Here is a 15,679-nt window from a genome sequence, read left to right on the forward strand (position 1 = left end):
CAGGTTCGGCCTGCGGCCGCCCCTTCGGCCAGGGTGAGGTTCAGTCCTCGCCGACCTGGATCAGCACGGCGAAGCGGTGGCCGTCGGTGCCCGCGAGGAGACCGTCGTGCCCGTTGGACCACCGTCGCGCATCGGCCCCGAGGAGTTCCACGACCTGCCCCGCGACGGCCTCGGCCTCGGCGGGGTCCATGAACGTGACGTCGCGCCACACGAGGCACTGCGAGGCGAAGAACCCCATCAGGGACACCGCCTTCTCGGCGTCGATGCCGTCCAGCGCCTCCTCGACCTGCTGAACGTCGGCCGGTCCGATGCGGGGGAGGCGATCTGCTGCCAGTCCTTGCGGAACAACTGGCGCAGGAGGACGTGCACTTCGGTCGCCACCGCGGCCACGACCCCGCTCGCACCGCCGCTCGTCGGCCGCAGCTGCCCGCAGCGGACGTACACACACCCTTGCTGTGAGAGCCGCTTCGCTCGACCCCCTCGAAGGGGCGAAGGGTCCCTCGCCGGCGGCGAGGGACCCTTCGTGCGTCATGAGCAGCCCGTGGGCGTCAGATCTTGGCGAAGCCGTAGGTCATGAGCTTCTTGGCGTCCGACTCGCGCTGGGCGATGGACGAGGAGGCGAGGACGGTGCCGATGACCGTCTTGCCGCCGCGGGTGGCGGCGAAGACGAGGCAGTACTTCGCCTCAGGGCCGGAGCCCGTCTTCACACCGATCGTGCCGCTGTAGCTGCTGAGCAGGCCGTTGGTGTTCGTCCAGGCGGCCATCGTGCGGGTGCTGCCCGTCTTGGTGACGGTCTTCGCCGTGTACGACTTCGTCTTGACGATCGTGCGGAACATGGAGTTCTTCATCGCACTGCTGGCGATCTTCGTCAGGTCGCGCGGCGTCGAGTAGTTGGACCCATTCCCTATGCCGTCGAACGAGTCGAAGTGGGTGTTCTTCAGGCCCAGGTTCTTCGCGGCGGTGTTCATCTTGCCGATGAACGACTTCACCCGGGTGGCCCGCGTCGAGCCGGAACCGAACTTGTCCGCGAGCGCGTACGCGGCGTCGCAGCCGGACGGCAGCATCAGGCCGTACAGCAGCTGGCGGACCGTCACCTTGTCGCCGACGATCAGGTGCGCCTGGGAGGCGTTGTTGGCGACGACGTAGTCGCTGTACGCCTTCTGGATCGTCACCTTGGAGTCGAGGTTCAGGTTCGACGCCGCGAGTACGACCTTCGCGGTCATGATCTTGGTGGTGGAACCGGTGGAGCGCTTGGTGTCCGCGGCCTTGGTGTAGAGCGTCTTGGCGTTGGAGTTGTTCATCACGTAGCCGCCCTTGGCCACGATGGAGGGCGTCGTGACCGCCTGTGCGGGCGCGGCGGCCAGGGCGCCGGTCGCGAGCACCGCGCCTGCGGTGGCGCTGACCACTGCGGCTCTGCGCAGGCGGCGGCCCTTCATGCCGATGTTGGCACTAATCAACTGAGATACCCCGATTACGTTGAATGCCCCTGATGTGCGGCCGAGTTGAAGGGGAAAGAAAGGTGGGCCGCACGTGTGTGACACGTAAGTAGCACAGAAGGTTGTGTTCTTGCTGGGGCGGATTATCTACGACGGAGGGCCGTCCGGATGATGGACGGGATCTTTCATGCGTACGTGTTGTATCTATGCTGTTCGCATGAGCACCTCGGGGACCCTGACCACCAAGCAGCCGCCGGCCGCCGACCGCGTGTACGCCCATGTCAAGCAGGGCGTCCTGGAGCGCCGCTACGAGGGCGGCACCCTGCTGACCGAGGGCGAGCTCGCCGACGCCGTGGGGGTGTCGCGCACTCCGGTGCGCGAGGCGCTGCTGCGTCTGGAGGTGGAAGGGCTGATCAGGCTCTACCCGAAGAAGGGAGCCCTGGTCCTGCCCGTGTCCGCGCAGGAGATCGCGGACGTGGTGGAGACCCGGCTGCTGGTCGAGGAGCACGCGGCGCGCAAGGCCGTGCCCGCGCCCGCAGGACTGGTCGAGCGGCTCGAGCAACTGCTCGCCCGCCAGCGGGAACAGGTCGCCGCGGGCGACCTCGCCGCGGCCGCCGTGACCGACCGCTGCTTCCACGCCGAGATCGTCCGCAGCGGTGGCAACGAGATCCTCTCCCGGCTCTACGACCAGCTGCGCGACCGCCAGTTGAGGATGGGCGTCGCCGTCATGCACTCCCACCCCGACCGGGTCGCCAAGACCCTCGCCGAGCACGCGGAGATCCTGGAGGCGCTGCGCTCCGGGGACGTGGAGGCGGCGGTCGGCGTCGTCCACCGGCACGTCAGCTGGTTCTCGCACCTGGCGCGGGGTGAGGTCCGATGAGCTCGGCCTCCTCGTCCTCCGCCGTCGCCCTGCCGGGTGATCCGCCGGGCGGCCGCCGCGCCATGGCCGTGTGGAGCATCGGCGTCTCCGTCTACTTCGTCGCCGTGATCTTCCGTACGTCCCTCGGGGTCGCGGGCCTGGACGCCGCCGACCGCTTCCACGTCAACGCCTCGGCGCTGTCCACGTTCTCGATCCTCCAGCTGCTGGTCTACGCCGGCATGCAGATACCCGTCGGCCTGCTGGTGGACCGGCTCGGCACCAAGAAGGTGCTGACCATCGGCGTGGTGCTGTTCACGGCGGGACAGCTCGGCTTCGCCTTCTCCCCCTCGTACGGCATGGCCCTCGCCTCGCGCGCGCTGCTCGGCTGCGGCGACGCGCTGACCTTCATCAGCGTGCTGCGGCTCGGCACCCGCTGGTTCCCGGCCCGCCGCGGGCCGATGATCGCGCAGCTCGCCGGCCTGGTCGGCATGGCGGGCAACCTCGTCTCCACGCTGGTGCTGTCCCGGCTGCTGCACGGCGTGGGCTGGACGGCCGCCTTCGCGGGCAGCGCGCTCGCCGGCGTCGTCGTCCTCGTCCTGCTCCTGCTGTTCCTGAAGGACCACCCCGAAGGCCACGAGCCGGAGCCGCTGCCGCACCAGGGCGCCGCGTACGTGCGGCGGCAGATCGCGGCCTCCTGGCGCGAGCCGGGCACCCGGCTCGGGCTGTGGGTGCACTTCACGACCCAGTTCCCGGCGATGGTGTTCCTGCTGCTGTGGGGCATGCCGTTCCTGGTCCAGGCGCAGGGCCTGTCCCGCGCCACGGCCGGTGAACTGCTGACGCTGGTCGTCCTGTCGAACATGGTCGTGGGCCTCGTCTACGGCCAGATCATCGCCCGGCACCACGCGGCACGGCTGCCGCTGGCGCTCGGGACCGTGGCCGCGACGGCGACGGTGTGGGCGGCCACCATCGCCTACCCGGCCGACACGGCGCCGATGTGGCTGCTGATCGTGCTGTGCACGGTGCTCGGCGCGTGCGGCCCGGCGTCGATGATCGGCTTCGACTTCGCGCGGCCCGCCAACCCGGCCGAGCGTCAGGGCACGGCCTCCGGGATCACCAACATGGGTGGTTTCGTCGCGTCGATGACCACCCTGTTCGCGATCGGCGTGCTGCTCGACGCCACCGGCGACAACTACACCGTCGCCTTCTCCGCGGTGTTCGTGCTCCAGGCGCTCGGGATCAGCCAGATCCTGCGGCTGCGCGGGCGCGTCGCCCGGCGCGAGCGGGAGCGGCTGGTGGCGAGCCGGGTGGAGACGGTGCACGTGCCCGTATGAGGCGGAGCCGGTTCATCGCGACCGGCGTTTCGCAGCGCGGATGTTGCTCTGTCCCAGGCGCGTGACAGCGATGTCGTGAAGCGAGGACGGGTGTGACCCGAGCGGCCGGTGGGCCCTCATAGTCGACGAACGCAGTCCTCGCCTTCGAAGGGAAACCGTCGATGAACCGCCACGTCCGCAAGGCCGCCCTCGTCACCGCCGCCGTCACGGCCGGCCTGCTGATGACCGCTTGTCAGAGCGGCTCCGCGCACAGCGGCTCGTCGGGCGACGGGGCCAAGAACGGCGGCGCCCGGCACGCGTCGGTGTCGAAGACCTCCCGGCACGGGACCTCCTCGGGCTCGTCCGCCGCCGGGCAGAACTCCTCCGGTACGGCGGCCCGGAACGCCTCGAGCACCCGGCACGGCGTCACCGGCACCTACACCGGCGGCACGGTCAGCTACCTCGCGCCCGGCAAGTACCTGGTGCACGCCCCCGGAAAGACCGACCAGGAGTTCTACGTCGCCGACGACACCGCCGTCCACGGCGCCGGCCGGATCTGCGGCAGCCTCCGCTCCGAGGCCCGCCCCCGCTGCACCCTCGACCAGCTGGAGACGGCCACCAGGAAGGCGGCCGTCACCGCCGACGTGACGTTGAAGAACGGCATCGCCACCGCCGTACGCGAGCGCCACGACGTCGACAACGGCACCGGATCGGGCTCCGGCACCGGCGCGAAGGGCGTGAGCGGCACCTGGCTCGGCAACGTGAGCTACCTCGCCCCGGGCAAGTACACCGTCTCCGACATGAAGGGCGTGGAGCAGGCGTTCTACGTCGCCGACGACACCGCCGTGCGGGGCGCCGGCACCATCTGCGGCAGCCCCATGTCCGAGTCGATGTCCACCTGCACGCTCGACCAGCTCGAGGCCGCCGCCAAGAAGGGGGTGTCGGCCAAGGTCGTGATCGCCGACGGCGTCGCCACGTCCGTGACCGAGGACCGCTGAGCCCGCCCGCGCTACGCGGTCACCGAGAAGTTGCGCAGTATCGCCGACGTCAGCTCCGGGTCGCCCTCCGCCTTCACCCGGTCCGCCACGGCCTCCGGCGCCACCCGGCCGCAGGCCAGCCGGACGAACGTCTCCCAGTCGAGGGTGAGGGTGGCGGCGGGGCCGAGCGCGGGAGCGGTCTCCAGCGTTCCGCGGCCCTGGATGTCCACGCGGATCGTGCGCAGGAACTCGATCGGGCCGTGCACGTCGAAGACGATCGCCGAACTGCGCGGTGCGGACGCCATGTCGGCGACGACCTCCGGCAGCTTGGCCAGGAGCACGTCCCGCGCGATGTGCGCGCCGGGGGAGTCGAGGTTGCCCGGGCGGCCGAGGGCGGCGCGCAGGTCCTGCTCGTGCACCCACACGTCGAAGGCGTGCTTGCGCATGGACTCCTCGAGCGTGGTCTCGGCGCCGAGCGGGCCGCGCACCTTGGTGCCGGGGTCCCGGCTCTCGTTCCGCAGCTGGCGGTTGCGACGGATGATCACGTACTCCAGCTCGGAGGTCATCTCCGGAGCCGTGTGGTGGCGGCGGACGTCGACCTGGATCTCCGTGTAGCGCTGCTGGTCGTTGGTGACGTGGTACAGGTCGCGCGGCAGCGTGTGGATGGGACGCGGGTCGCCGAGCATCTCGCAGTCGAGGCCGATGACATGGGAGACCACGTCACGGACGGACCAGCCCGGGCACGGCGTTCGCCTGTTCCACTCTCCCTCCGCAAGCGGCCCCACCAGTTCGGATATCGCTTCGATGGAGTGGGTCCAGGCGTCGGCGTAGGGCTGGAGGGTGGGATGCAGACTCACGGAACGGGACCCCTCGGCGGTCGGTACTCGGGCGGTTGGTGGCAGCGTTGCCAGCGGGAGGTGGCTGCACTCGGCGGGTGTCTTGAGACGCTAAGTTACGCTGCTGTGAGGCACCCCGGCAGTGCTTTCGTGTGACGATCGTAGGCCCGTGTGGACGGCTCGAATGCCAGGACGGTGGTAGTGTGCGCGCCTCTCTGCTCCAGATCGACGTGAACGAGGACGAATCGGTCGAATCGCGTCGGCGGCGGGTGGCGTCGCTGGTGAGCGAACAAGCCGGAGCCGATCTGGTCGTCCTGCCGGAGCTGTGGACCACGGGCGCCTTCGCCTACCAGGCGTTCGCCGACGAGGCCGAACCGCTCGACGGGCCGACCCACGAAGCCATGGCGAAGGCCGCGAGCGACGCGGGCGTATGGCTGCACGCGGGCTCGATCCCCGAGCGTGACCCCGAGGGCCCCCTCTACAACACCTCCCTCCTCTTCTCCCCCACCGGCGACCTCGCCGCCGCCTACCGCAAGATCCACCGCTTCGGCTTCGACAAGGGCGAGGCCGTGCTGATGGGCGCGGGCCGGGACCTGGTGACGGCCCGTCTGCCCGAGACCACCCTCGGCCTCGCGACCTGCTACGACCTCCGCTTCCCCGAGCTCTTCCGCGGCCTCGTCGACGCCGGCGCCGAGACTCTCGTCGTCCCGGCGGGCTGGCCGGAGCGCCGCCGGTCGCACTGGACGCTGCTGGCCCAGGCGCGGGCGGTCGAGAACCAGGCGTACGTGCTCGCCTGTGGAACGGCCGGGACGCACGCGGGAGTTCCGCAGGCGGGTCACTCGATCGTGGTGGATCCATGGGGCGAGGTGCTGGCCCAAGCGGGCGCCGGCGAGGAGGTCCTCACCGTGGAACTCGAGCCCGGGAAGGTCGCGACGACCCGGGAGCAGTTCCCCGCCCTCAAGGACCGCATGCTGGGCCTGGAGCCGCCGCGCCGCCCCTAGGGTGTGCCCGGCGGTCGCACCCGGCCCGGCTCGCTCTCCCCGGCCCGCCCGCGTCTCGGTCCTCCCGGGGCTCAGTCCCCCCCCGTGGGGGCTCGGTCCTCCCGCGCCTCAGTCCTCCCGCTCCTTCTCCGCCAGGTGGATCACGCACACCGCCACGGCGATCAGCAGCGCCGGGTCCGCGTCGTCGCGCACCACGTCGACGCCGTAGGTCTCCCGCACGTGCAGCCGGCGCCGGGAGATCACGGCGAGCAGTTCGCCGTCGTACTCGACGGCGAACTCCCGGTCCAGGATCTTGCCGCTGACGTCGAGCTCGGTGCTGTCGACTAGGGCGACCCGGTAGTGGTTGCGCAGCAGGGACAGGCGCTTGCGCCGGATGGTGGCCAGGGCCTCGCCCTCGCGCTCGATCACCATCGTGTCGCGCAGGGCGAACATCTTCTGGTGGATGTCGATCAGGACGCGCCCGCGCACGTCCTTGATCTCGAAGGTGTCCCTGAGCCGCATGGCCTTGCCGTCGACGAGGAACACCTTGTTGCCGTGCTCGTCCTCGATCCAGTAGTCGTCACCGAAGCCGAGGAGCCGGTCGCGTACGAGGAATCTCATACCGTCACCGCTTCCCCGGCGGCCGGTCCGAAACGCCGCCGGTAGGCCGACGGGCTGAGTCCGGTGCCGGCCCGCAGGCGCGCGCGGAGGTTCGCCGCGGTCCCCAGGCCGCTGCGGGCCGCCACCACGTCCAGCCGCTCCTCCCCGCGCTCGATCAGCCGGCAGGCCAGCGCCACCCGCTCCGCCGTGAGCCAGGCCAGCGGGGTCGTGCCCAGCTCGCTCCGGAAGCGCCGGTGCAGGGTCGCGGGGGAGACGGCCGCGCGGGCCGCCAGCTCCGCCACCGTCAGCGGCTCCCCCAGCCGCTCCTGGGCCCACGCCAGCAGGGGAGCGAGCGACTCCTCGGGCACGTCCGGCACCGGCCGCTCCACGAACTGCCGCTGCCCGCCGTCCCGGTGGGCGGCGAAGACCAGGCGCCGCGACACGGCGTTGGCGATCTCCGCGCCATGGTCCTGCCGTACGACGTGCAGACCGAGGTCGAGCGCCGCCGCGCTGCCCGCGGCGGTCAGCACGTCGCCCTCGTCGACGAAGAGCACGTCGGGCTCCAGCAGGACCCTCGGATGCAGCTCGCGGAAGGTCCGTGCCCACATCCAGTGGGTGGTGGCCCGGCGCCCGTCGAGCAGCCCGGCCTCGGCGAGCGCGAAACTTCCGGTGCACAGGCTCATGACGCGCGCCCCGCGCGCGTGGGTGCGCCGGATCGCCTCCAGGACGGCCTCGCCGCGCGGCACGACGTTGTCCGGCCGGCCCGGCACGACGAGGGTGTCCGCGTCGTCCACGGCGTCCAGGCCCGCCACCCCGGTCACGGTGAAGAAGCCGTGGTTCATGCGCACCTCGCGCGTGGGCGCGCACAGCGTCACTTCGTACAGCGGGGCGGCGAGGCCGAGTTCGGGCCGTGGCAGCCCGAAGAGCTCGGTCGCGACGCCCACCTCGAAGGGGTTGGTGCCCTCGTCGACGATCACGGCGACCCGGTGCGGGGTCCTGGTCCGCGACCTGGATGCGCGGGTGGGGGCTTGCGAGGATCGTTGCGGCATGTGCGATTTCTAGCACTCGTGCCCGCGCCGGGCCACCACGGACGATGGCGTGCATGACCAACGAACCCGTCCTGCTCGACCAGGCCCTCGCCTCCTTCGGCGAGCGGTGGAGCCCCCGCATCGTCACCACCGTCAACGACTACGACGTCCGCGTCGCCAAGGTCGAGGGCGAGCACCTCTGGCACGTCCACGACCACACCGACGAGTTCTTCCTGGTGCTCTCCGGCGAGCTGCACATCTCCCTGCGCGAGCCGGCCGGCGAGCGCACGGTCGTCCTGCCGCGCGGTGCGGTCTTCACCGTCCCCCGCGGCACCGAGCACAAGCCGTACGCGCGCGTGCCCACCGAGATCCTGCTGCTCGAACCGACCGGCACCTCCACGGTCGGCGACCGGCACGACGAGGTTCCGGACCACGTGGACGCGACCACCGGGCACGCCCTGCGCTGACCGGGCCCCGGAATCCACCGGGCCATGAGGTGTCCCCGAAGTGAACTTCCCGTGCCCACACGGGAGTTGGCCAACCAAACGGGTGGGCCCCGAGTCGGACGTTGAGCAAGCCGCACGGCTGCTCACGTCTCACCCGGAGGTCCTCCATGCGCTCTCGTCCCGCCCGCCGCAGGCTGATACGCGCCGTCCCGGCGGTGACGCTCGCCCTCGGCGCGGCCGTCGCCGTCCCGCTCACCGCGGCCGGTCCGGCCGCCGCCGCGACGGCGCCGGCCACCGCCGCGGTCAACGCCTACGACTGGCAGCTCACCTACAAGGCCGCCCCCGGCCAGGCCAACACGGCCATGGTCACCGCCTCCTACACCGCGGACCGAACCGGCATCACCTACGTGATCGACGACGTCGTCCCGATCGGCGCGGGCCACGACTGCGCGTACCTCGACGGCGCGGACCGGACGAAGGTCTCGTGCACGGTCACCAACGTCGACAGCCAGGATCCGTACGCCGCCCTGGTCATGGACCTCGGCGACGGCAACGACAAGGCCGCGTACAACAACGCGACCGACCAGATCTACTACTACGCCGAGATCTCGCTCGGCGCGGGCGACGACCACGCCATCGACACCGGCCGCCTGGACGGCGCCTACGTCTCGGGCGACGCCGGCAACGACACGATCAACGTCGGCGCCGAGGGCCTGGCCTGGGGCGGCGACGGCAAGGACACGATCTTCGCGAGCGGCGGCGACAACATCGTCCAGGGCGGCGCGGGCGACGACGTCCTGCACGGCGGCGACGGCGCCCAGTACCTCTCGGGCGACGACGGCAACGACACCGTCTACGGCGGCACCGGCGACGACTCGCTCTACGGCGGCACCGGCGACGACGTCCTGTACGGAAACAGCGGCAAGGACAAGCTGTACGGCAACAGCGGCAACGACCACCTCTACGGCGGCCCGGGCACGGACACCCTCTCGGGCGGCCCGGGCAGCAATGTGGTGCATCAGGACTGAGGGACCAGGCGGGGCCGGGGAGCGGGCCCGCAGACGGGCGCCGGGCGGGTTGTCGGTGCCGGGTGGCACCCTTGATCCATGACCGACTCCACTCCACGCCGGGTCCGGGTACGCGCCCCCGAGCTGACCGGCAAGGGCGGCTGGCTGAACACCGGCGACAAGCAGTACAGGCTGGCCGACCTGCGCGGACGCATCGTCGTGCTCGACTTCTGGACATTTTGCTGCATCAACTGCCTGCACGTCCTCGACGAGTTGCGTGAGCTGGAGGAGAAGCACGCGGACACCGTCGTCGTGATCGGTGTGCACTCGCCGAAGTTCGTGCACGAGGCGGAGCATGCGGCGGTGGCCGACGCCGTGGAGCGGTACGGGGTGGCGCATCCGGTGCTCGACGACCCGGAGCTCGCGACCTGGAAGCAGTACGCGGTGCGCGCGTGGCCGACGCTCGTGGTGATCGATCCCGAGGGGTACGTCGTCGCGCAGCATGCCGGTGAGGGGCATGTGCACGCCATCGAGCGCCTGGTGACCGAGCTGGAGGCCGAGCACGCGGCGAAGGGGACGCTGCGGCGCGGGGACGGGCCGTACGTCGCGCCCGAGCCGCAGCCCACCACCCTGCGCTTCCCCGGCAAGGCGCTCCTGCTGCCCTCCGGGAACTTCCTGGTGAGCGACACCACCCGGCATCAGCTGGTGGAGCTCGCGGCGGACGGGGAGAGCGTCGTGCGGCGGATCGGATCCGGCGCGCGCGGGTTCACGGACGGCCCGGCCGGGGCCGCCGCGTTCAGCGAGCCGCAGGGACTCGCCCTGCTCGACGAGGGCGCGGTCGTCATCGCCGACACCGTCAATCACGCGCTGCGGCGGCTCGACGTGGCCTCCGGCGAGGTCACGACCCTGGCGGGCACGGGCCGGCAGTGGTGGCGGGGCTCACCCACCTCGGGCCCGGCCCGCGAGATCGACCTGTCCTCGCCGTGGGACGTCGCGCTCTTCGGCGGCCGGGTCTGGATCGCCATGGCGGGCGTGCACCAGCTGTGGGCCTACGACCCCGCGACGCGAACGGTCGCCGTCACGGCGGGCACGACGAACGAGGGGCTGGTGGACGGCCCCGGCGCCGAGGCCTGGTTCGCGCAGCCCTCCGGGCTCGCCGCCACCGCCGACCGCCTCTGGGTCGCCGACTCCGAGACGTCCGCGCTGCGCTGGGTGGACCTCGACGGCAACGTCCACACGGCCGTGGGCACCGGGCTGTTCGACTTCGGGCACCGCGACGGGGCCGCGGACCAGGCCCTGCTGCAGCACCCGCTGGGCGTCACCGCGCTGCCCGACGGCTCGGTCGCGGTCAGCGACACCTACAACCACGCCCTGCGCCGCTTCGACCCGGCGACCGGCGAGGTCACCACCCTGGCCACGGACCTGCGGGAGCCGAGCGACGCGGTCCCCGCCGGCGAGGACATCGTGGTGGTCGAGTCGGCCCGGCACCGGCTGACCCGGCTGCGCCTGCCGGAGGCGGCGGTGAAGGTGGCCTCGGTCGCCCACCGCACCCAGCGCGCCGCCACCGAAGTGGCGCCCGGCAGGCTGGAGTTGGACGTGATCTTCCAGGCCCCGGCGGGCCAGAAGCTCGACACCCGGTACGGCCCCTCGACCCGTCTGCTGGTCTCCGCCACCCCGCCGGAGCTGCTGCGGGCGGGGGAGGGCGCGGGCACCGACCTCAGCCGCGGCCTGGAGCTGGACCCCGCGGTCGGGGAGGGCGTGCTGCACGTCTCCGCCACGGCGGCGTCCTGCGACGACGACGAGTCCGCCGAGTACCCGGCCTGCCATGTCCACCAGCAGGACTGGGGCGTGCCGGTCCGCCTCACCGAGAGGGGAGCGGACCGGTTGCCGCTGGTCCTGGCCGGCATGGACGATCAGACGCCGTAGCCGTCGCTGTAGCCGTCGCGGTGGTGGTGGCGCTCCTCCTCCACGACCGGGGTCGTGGGCGGCACCATGACGCGCCGCCGGCGCGCGATGCTGCTGAAGGTGGTGACCCCGATCAGGCCGACGATCATCAAAATGATGCCGACCAGGTCGAGGTTGACCCCCTTCATGTGCCAGTCCGTCGCGAAGGTGAGTATTGCTCCCGCGGCGATGAGGATGATGCATCCGCCGAGGCCCATGAGTGTCGCCTCCCTGTCCGGTCCGGTCTGTTCCGGACGTTCGGTCAACTCCGTGTACCCGGAGGTCCGCTGGTCATGCGGAGGCGACCGCTCACGTCGGCCGGGTGCGGCTCACGTCACGACGGCGCGCCCTCCAGGAAGGCCACCAGGGCGTTGGCCAGCAGATGCGGGTCGTCGGCCCCGCACAGCTCGCGGGCGCTGTGCATCGACAGGATCGCCACGCCGATGTCGACGGTCCTGATGCCGTGCCGGGCCGCGGTGATCGGGCCGATGGTGGTGCCGCACGGCATGGAGTTGTTGGAGACGAAGGACTGGAAGGGGACGTTCGCCCGCTCGCAGGCGGCGGCGAAGACCGCGCGGCCCGAACCGTCGGTGGCGTAGCGGTTGTTGACGTTGACCTTGAGGATCGGTCCGCCGTTGACCCGCGGGTGGTGCGTCGGGTCGTGCCGCTCGGCGTAGTTGGGGTGGACCGCGTGGCCGGTGTCCGAGGACAGGCACACCGTGCCCGCGAAGGCTCTCGCCCGGTCCTCGAGGGTCCCGCCCCGCGCGAACACCGAACGCTCCAGCACGCTGCCGAGCAGCGGCCCGTCCGCGCCGGTGTCCGACTGCGAGCCGTTCTCCTCGTGGTCGAAGGCGGCGAGCACGGGGATGTACGGCAGGTCGTGCCCGGCGACCCCGGCGAGCGCGGCCACGCCGGCGTGGACCGACAGCAGGTTGTCCATGCGCGGCCCCGCGACCAGTTCCTTGTCGCGGCCCAGGTAGGAGGGTGCCTCCACGGAGTGCGTCATCAGGTCCCAGCCGGTGACCTGGCCGGCGCCGAGCCCGAACTCCTCCTCCAGGAAGGCGATCAGGTCGCCCTCGCGCACGTCGTTGCCCAGCCCCCAGATGGGCAGCATGTGGCGCTGCTTGTCGAGCTTGAGGCCGTCCGCGGACACCGAGCGGTCCAGGTGGATGGCGAGCTGGGGGACCCTCAGCAGCGGCCGGTCCACGTTGACCAGGCGCGTCGAGCCGTCCCGCAGGGTGAGCCGGCCCGCGAGGCCCAGGTCGCGGTCGAGCCAGGAGTTCAGCAGCGGCCCGCCGTAGATCTCCACGGCCACCTGGCGCCAGCCGTGCGCTCCGGTGTCCGGCTGCGGCTTGACCCGCAGGTTCGGGGAGTCGGTGTGCGCGCCGACGATGCGGAACGGCGTGTGGGGCGCCGCTCCCTCGGGGACGTACCAGGCCACGATCGCGCCGCCGCGCAGGACGTACCTGCCGCCGCTGCCGGAGGCGGAGACCGCCGATGCGTCCGAGTCCCAGGCGTCCGTCTCCGCGACCTGCCGGAACCCGGCCTTCTCCAGCCGCTCGGCGGCACTCGCCACCGCGTGGTACGGCGACGGGCTCGCCGCGAGGAAGGACATCAGGTCGTCGGTGTGTCCGCGGTCGAAGCGGGGGGGTTCGCTCATGGGGTTCACCTTAACGACGTACGAGGGCCCACTCCTCGTCCCGGGAGCGGGCCCTCGTGAGGGCGATATGAAATTCTGGCTACCCAGAAGGCGGGCTGCCGGAACCCGTGCGGGGTGTGCTAGAAGGCGGCCTCGTCGAGCTCCATCAGGTCCAGTTCGACCCCCTCGGCGAGCTTGCGCGCGCCGGTGACGCCGGGCAGGACGTTCGCCGCGAAGAACTTCGCCGCGGCGATCTTGCCCTGGTAGAACGCCTTGTCCTTGCTGGACGCCGTCGGGAGCTTCTCGGCGGCGATCGCGGCGCCCTTCAGCAGCAGGTAGCCGACGACCACGTCACCGGAGGCCATCAGCAGGCGGGTGGTGTTGAGGCCCACCTTGTAGATGTTCTTGACGTCCTGCTCGGTGGCGGCGAGGTCGGTCAGCATCAGGCCGACGATGGCCTCCAGCTCGACGGCGGCCTTCGCCAGGTGCTCGCGGGCGGCGGACAGCTCCTCCCCGCCCTCGCCGAGCGCCAGGAACTTCTTGATGTCCTCGGCGAGCGAGTTCAGCGCGGCGCCCTGGTTGCGGACGATCTTCCGGAAGAAGAAGTCCTGGCCCTGGATCGCGGTGGTGCCCTCGTAGAGGGTGTCGATCTTGGCGTCGCGGATGTACTGCTCGATCGGGTACTCCTGCAGGAAGCCGGAGCCGCCGAAGGTCTGCAGCGACTGGGCGAGCTGCTCGTAGCCCTTCTCGGAGCCGTAGCCCTTCACGATCGGCAGGAGCAGGTCGTTGAGCGCGTGCTCGGCCTTGGCGTCCTCGCCGGCCGCCTCCTTGACCTGGATGTCGTCCTGGAGCGCTGCGGTGTACATGACCAGGGCGCGCATGCCCTCGGCGTACGCCTTCTGCGTCATCAGCGAGCGGCGCACGTCCGGGTGGTGCGTGACGGTGACCTTGGGCGCGGTCTTGTCCATGAAGTTCGCGAGGTCGGGGCCCTGGACGCGCTCCTTGGCGTACTCCAGCGCGTTCAGGTAGCCGGTCGAGAGCGTGGAGATCGCCTTCGTGCCGACCATCATGCGGGCGAACTCGATGATGCGGAACATCTGGCGGATGCCGTCGTGCTTGTCGCCGATCAGCCAGCCCTTGGCGGGGTGCTGGTCGCCGAAGGTCATCTCGCAGGTGTTGGAGGCCTTCAGGCCCATCTTGTGCTCGACGTTGGTCGCGTAGACGCCGTTGCGCTCGCCCAGCTCGCCCGTCTCGAAGTCGAAGAGGTACTTCGGGACGAGGAAGAGCGAGAGGCCCTTGGTGCCGGGGCCGGCGCCCTCGGGGCGGGCGAGGACGTAGTGGAGGATGTTCTCCTCCATGTCGTGCTCGCCGGAGGTGATGAAGCGCTTGACGCCCTCGATGTGCCAGGAGCCGTCCTCCTGCTGGACCGCCTTGGTGCGGCCGGCGCCGACGTCGGAGCCGGCGTCGGGCTCCGTGAGGACCATGGTGGAGCCCCAGGTCCGCTCCACGGCGATCTTCGCTATGTGCTTCTGGACGTCGTTGCCCTCGTCGAAGAGGATGCCGGCGAAGGCCGGGCCGGAGGCGTACATCCACACGGCCGGGTTCGAGCCGAGGACCAGCTCCGCGTAGGCCCAGATCAGGGAGCGCGGGGAGGTGGTGCCGCCGATCTCCTCGGGCAGGCCCAGGCGCCAGTACTCGGAGTCCATGAAGGCCTTGTAGCTCTTCTTGAACGTCTCGGGGACCGGGGCGGTGTTCGTCTCCGGGTCGAAGACCGGCGGGTTGCGGTCGGCGTCCGCGAAGGAGTCGGCCAGCTCGTTCTCCGCGAGGCGGGTCAGTTCCTCGAGGATGCTCTTCGCGGTCTCGGTGTCCATCTCAGCGAACGGTCCGGCGCCGTACACCTTGTCCCGTCCGAGGACTTCGAACAGGTTGAACTCGATGTCGCGGAGATTCGACTTGTAGTGCCCCATGGCGACGGCTCCGTTGAGAGATATCGGCGAGGCACTGGTTGTGGATCCTCGCGCTGCTTCTAGTTCACGTACCAACAAGTAGCTACGATGATGCTACCCGTCGGTAATAAGAAGCAACCCCGAATGGGTCATCTGTGACTCAGTACTCTTGCGCTCATGTACGGCTACGACCAGAACGTGGGTGCGGGTGCTCAGCAGCAGTACGCCCAGGCGCCGCCGGGCCCGGGCGGTTACGGGCAGCAGCCACCGCTGTATCCCGAGCCGTCCCCGCCGTCGCTCGCCGACGCGGTGCGGGCCTTCACCACCGGCCAGCTGTCCGCGGAGGACTTCCAGCAGGTCTTCGCCACGTCGAAGGTCTACTGCCCGCGCGGCGACAACCCCGGATTCCTCGCGCTGCACAACACCCAGCAGCCGGTGATCCCGATGTTCACCTCCCTCAAGGAGCTGCGCCGATACGCCGGCAAGGAGTCCAAGTACTTCGTGATCACCGGTGCCGAGGTGATCGACCTGCTGCCCACCGGCTACGGCTTCGTCCTCGACATGGAGGGCGAGCACCGGATGGTCTTCGACGCGAAGGCGGTGGAGCAGATGGTCGAGTTCGCCATGCGCAGGATGTACGGCTGACACCCACTTCAGGGAGCCCGGAGGGA

General features: G+C 70.8%; 16 protein-coding genes. 8 read left to right on the forward strand and 8 right to left on the reverse strand.

Annotation, left to right across the window (positions count from 1 at the left end; genetic code table 11):
- Positions 1-40 precede the first annotated feature (40 nt).
- Positions 41-238, reverse strand: coding sequence for a hypothetical protein (locus ACFU97_RS15840; RefSeq protein ID WP_384256157.1), 198 nt, complete (start codon positions 236-238; stop codon positions 41-43).
- Positions 239-548: 310 nt separating this feature from the next.
- Positions 549-1,436, reverse strand: a complete 888-nt coding sequence (locus ACFU97_RS15845; RefSeq protein WP_384256537.1) for a D-alanyl-D-alanine carboxypeptidase family protein — start codon at positions 1,434-1,436, stop codon at positions 549-551.
- Positions 1,437-1,653: 217 nt separating this feature from the next.
- Here ACFU97_RS15845 and ACFU97_RS15850 point away from each other — a divergent pair, with 217 nt between their 5' ends.
- From ACFU97_RS15850 to ACFU97_RS15860, 3 genes are all read left to right on the forward strand, one after another.
- Positions 1,654-2,316 (forward strand): GntR family transcriptional regulator, encoded by a 663-nt coding sequence (locus tag ACFU97_RS15850; RefSeq protein WP_384256159.1) that lies wholly within the window; start codon positions 1,654-1,656, stop codon positions 2,314-2,316.
- Positions 2,313-3,626 carry a nitrate/nitrite transporter gene (locus ACFU97_RS15855; protein ID WP_384256161.1) on the forward strand — a complete coding sequence of 438 codons (1,314 nt, stop codon included), beginning with the start codon at positions 2,313-2,315 and terminating at the stop codon, positions 3,624-3,626. Before ACFU97_RS15850 ends, ACFU97_RS15855 begins: the two co-directional genes overlap by 4 nt.
- 161 nt (positions 3,627-3,787) lie before the next feature.
- Positions 3,788-4,603 (forward strand): hypothetical protein, encoded by an 816-nt coding sequence (locus ACFU97_RS15860; protein ID WP_384256163.1) that lies wholly within the window; start codon positions 3,788-3,790, stop codon positions 4,601-4,603.
- Positions 4,604-4,614: 11 nt separating this feature from the next.
- Here the strand turns inward: ACFU97_RS15860 and ACFU97_RS15865 are convergent, their stop codons facing one another.
- Positions 4,615-5,439 carry a maleylpyruvate isomerase family mycothiol-dependent enzyme gene (locus tag ACFU97_RS15865; protein ID WP_384256166.1) on the reverse strand — a complete coding sequence of 275 codons (825 nt, stop codon included), beginning with the start codon at positions 5,437-5,439 and terminating at the stop codon, positions 4,615-4,617.
- 182 nt (positions 5,440-5,621) lie between these two features.
- On the opposite strand from ACFU97_RS15865, the gene ACFU97_RS15870 reads away from it, so the two are divergent.
- The gene (locus tag ACFU97_RS15870; RefSeq protein WP_384256168.1) at positions 5,622-6,419 is read left to right on the forward strand and encodes a carbon-nitrogen family hydrolase; all 798 of its coding nucleotides are present in this window, start codon (positions 5,622-5,624) and stop codon (positions 6,417-6,419) included.
- 108 nt (positions 6,420-6,527) lie between these two features.
- Here ACFU97_RS15870 and ACFU97_RS15875 read toward each other — a convergent pair whose 3' ends face one another.
- Positions 6,528-7,019, reverse strand: coding sequence for an LURP-one-related/scramblase family protein (locus ACFU97_RS15875; RefSeq protein ID WP_384256170.1), 492 nt, complete (start codon positions 7,017-7,019; stop codon positions 6,528-6,530).
- Complete coding sequence (locus ACFU97_RS15880) at positions 7,016-8,047, reverse strand: helix-turn-helix domain-containing protein (protein WP_384256172.1); 1,032 nt, start codon at positions 8,045-8,047, stop codon at positions 7,016-7,018. The genes ACFU97_RS15875 and ACFU97_RS15880 overlap by 4 nt, the downstream gene beginning before the upstream one ends.
- Positions 8,048-8,100: 53 nt before the next feature.
- Here ACFU97_RS15880 and ACFU97_RS15885 point away from each other — a divergent pair, with 53 nt between their 5' ends.
- The 3 genes from ACFU97_RS15885 to ACFU97_RS15895 all read left to right on the forward strand — a co-directional run bounded on the left by ACFU97_RS15885 (position 8,101) and on the right by ACFU97_RS15895 (position 11,405).
- On the forward strand, positions 8,101-8,493 hold the full coding sequence (locus tag ACFU97_RS15885; protein WP_384256175.1) for a cupin domain-containing protein: 393 nt from the start codon (positions 8,101-8,103) through the stop codon (positions 8,491-8,493).
- 146 nt (positions 8,494-8,639) lie between these two features.
- The gene (locus ACFU97_RS15890; RefSeq protein ID WP_384256177.1) at positions 8,640-9,500 is read left to right on the forward strand and encodes a calcium-binding protein; all 861 of its coding nucleotides are present in this window, start codon (positions 8,640-8,642) and stop codon (positions 9,498-9,500) included.
- 78 nt (positions 9,501-9,578) lie between these two features.
- The gene (locus tag ACFU97_RS15895) at positions 9,579-11,405 is read left to right on the forward strand and encodes a thioredoxin-like domain-containing protein (protein ID WP_384256180.1); all 1,827 of its coding nucleotides are present in this window, start codon (positions 9,579-9,581) and stop codon (positions 11,403-11,405) included.
- Here the strand turns inward: ACFU97_RS15895 and ACFU97_RS15900 are convergent.
- The 3 genes from ACFU97_RS15900 to ACFU97_RS15910 all read right to left on the reverse strand — a co-directional run bounded on the left by ACFU97_RS15900 (position 11,393) and on the right by ACFU97_RS15910 (position 15,029).
- Positions 11,393-11,641, reverse strand: coding sequence for a DUF6458 family protein (locus ACFU97_RS15900; RefSeq protein WP_384256182.1), 249 nt, complete (start codon positions 11,639-11,641; stop codon positions 11,393-11,395). The genes ACFU97_RS15895 and ACFU97_RS15900 overlap by 13 nt on opposite strands.
- A gap of 116 nt (positions 11,642-11,757) precedes the next feature.
- Positions 11,758-13,083, reverse strand: a complete 1,326-nt coding sequence (locus tag ACFU97_RS15905; RefSeq protein WP_384256185.1) for a M18 family aminopeptidase — start codon at positions 13,081-13,083, stop codon at positions 11,758-11,760.
- Positions 13,084-13,202: 119 nt separating this feature from the next.
- Entirely contained in the window at positions 13,203-15,029 is a 1,827-nt protein-coding gene (locus ACFU97_RS15910) for an acyl-CoA dehydrogenase (RefSeq protein WP_384256187.1), read from the reverse strand.
- A 156-nt stretch (positions 15,030-15,185) separates the two neighbouring features.
- Between ACFU97_RS15910 and ACFU97_RS15915 the strand changes: the two genes are divergently transcribed.
- A complete protein-coding gene (locus ACFU97_RS15915; RefSeq protein WP_384256189.1) occupies positions 15,186-15,653 on the forward strand; it encodes an SseB family protein in 468 nt (155 codons plus the stop codon).
- Positions 15,654-15,679 lie beyond the last annotated feature (26 nt).

This window comes from Streptomyces sp. NPDC057616, assembly GCF_042800575.1.
GTDB lineage: Bacteria > Actinomycetota > Actinomycetes > Streptomycetales > Streptomycetaceae > Streptomyces.

Coding starts and splice junctions, on each gene's coding strand:
- ACFU97_RS15900 (WP_384256182.1), bottom strand. CDS start 11,641: ATGGGCCTCGGCGGATGCATCATCCTCATCGCCGCGGGAGCAATACTC.
- ACFU97_RS15860 (WP_384256163.1), top strand. CDS start 3,788: ATGAACCGCCACGTCCGCAAGGCCGCCCTCGTCACCGCCGCCGTCACG.
- ACFU97_RS15895 (WP_384256180.1), top strand. CDS start 9,579: ATGACCGACTCCACTCCACGCCGGGTCCGGGTACGCGCCCCCGAGCTG.
- ACFU97_RS15845 (WP_384256537.1), bottom strand. CDS start 1,436: ATGAAGGGCCGCCGCCTGCGCAGAGCCGCAGTGGTCAGCGCCACCGCA.
- ACFU97_RS15875 (WP_384256170.1), bottom strand. CDS start 7,019: ATGAGATTCCTCGTACGCGACCGGCTCCTCGGCTTCGGTGACGACTAC.
- ACFU97_RS15915 (WP_384256189.1), top strand. CDS start 15,186: ATGTACGGCTACGACCAGAACGTGGGTGCGGGTGCTCAGCAGCAGTAC.
- ACFU97_RS15905 (WP_384256185.1), bottom strand. CDS start 13,083: ATGAGCGAACCCCCCCGCTTCGACCGCGGACACACCGACGACCTGATG.
- ACFU97_RS15855 (WP_384256161.1), top strand. CDS start 2,313: ATGAGCTCGGCCTCCTCGTCCTCCGCCGTCGCCCTGCCGGGTGATCCG.
- ACFU97_RS15885 (WP_384256175.1), top strand. CDS start 8,101: ATGACCAACGAACCCGTCCTGCTCGACCAGGCCCTCGCCTCCTTCGGC.
- ACFU97_RS15910 (WP_384256187.1), bottom strand. CDS start 15,029: ATGGGGCACTACAAGTCGAATCTCCGCGACATCGAGTTCAACCTGTTC.
- ACFU97_RS15850 (WP_384256159.1), top strand. CDS start 1,654: ATGAGCACCTCGGGGACCCTGACCACCAAGCAGCCGCCGGCCGCCGAC.
- ACFU97_RS15840 (WP_384256157.1), bottom strand. CDS start 238: ATGGGGTTCTTCGCCTCGCAGTGCCTCGTGTGGCGCGACGTCACGTTC.
- ACFU97_RS15890 (WP_384256177.1), top strand. CDS start 8,640: ATGCGCTCTCGTCCCGCCCGCCGCAGGCTGATACGCGCCGTCCCGGCG.
- ACFU97_RS15880 (WP_384256172.1), bottom strand. CDS start 8,047: ATGCCGCAACGATCCTCGCAAGCCCCCACCCGCGCATCCAGGTCGCGG.